Source organism: Nonomuraea turkmeniaca, from assembly GCF_005889735.1.
Lineage (GTDB): Bacteria > Actinomycetota > Actinomycetes > Streptosporangiales > Streptosporangiaceae > Nonomuraea > Nonomuraea turkmeniaca.
In genome coordinates this window covers 1-519 of the sequence record NZ_VCKY01000588.1, presented here as the reverse complement: position 1 = coordinate 519, position 519 = coordinate 1, and the positions used below count along the sequence as shown (strand labels likewise).

The window sequence follows — 519 nt, the reverse complement described above, 5'->3', positions numbered from 1 at the left end:
GGGTGAGGGCGGGCGATGTCGCCCGCCCTCGGGCTGTGTTATAGCGCGGCGCTGATGAGGTCGGGCATGCAGCGGCGGCAGGTGGCGAAGTATTCGCCGCTCTCGCTCAGGCGGCGGGATGCGGAGAGGCCAAGGGGGCAGGCGTCGCAGCGGAATAGGTCGCCTTCGGCGATGGCGGCGCTCACCATGTCCCGCAGTTCGGCGCTGGTCGCGGTGTCGGCGTCGATGTATCCGACGTAGCCCAGAAGGGCGCGGGTTTCGGCCTCGGCGGCAGCGCGTCGCTCGGCGCGCGAGGCAAGGAAGCAGGCGAGCGCGAGGGCGACGAACCCGATGACGAACGCGGGCAGCGCGATCGCGGGCTGGTAGACGAAGCGGAACAGGTCGAACAGCACGGTGGCCTCCTGGGCGTCTCGGCGGGGATCGCACCCCCCGCCTTCATGGATCAAACAGTACAGGAGAGTTAATTACGTGTCGAGTTGAGGGTGAGGGGTGCCCCCGCCCGCGCGGGCGGGCGGGGGC

Annotated in this window: 1 protein-coding gene; it reads right to left on the bottom strand. The window is 70.3% G+C overall.

Annotated elements, in window-relative coordinates:
* Positions 1-38: 38 nt before the first annotated feature.
* Complete coding sequence (locus tag ETD86_RS54675) at positions 39-392, bottom strand: hypothetical protein (RefSeq protein ID WP_138674429.1); 354 nt, start codon at positions 390-392, stop codon at positions 39-41.
* Between the last annotated feature and the right edge of the window lie 127 nt (positions 393-519).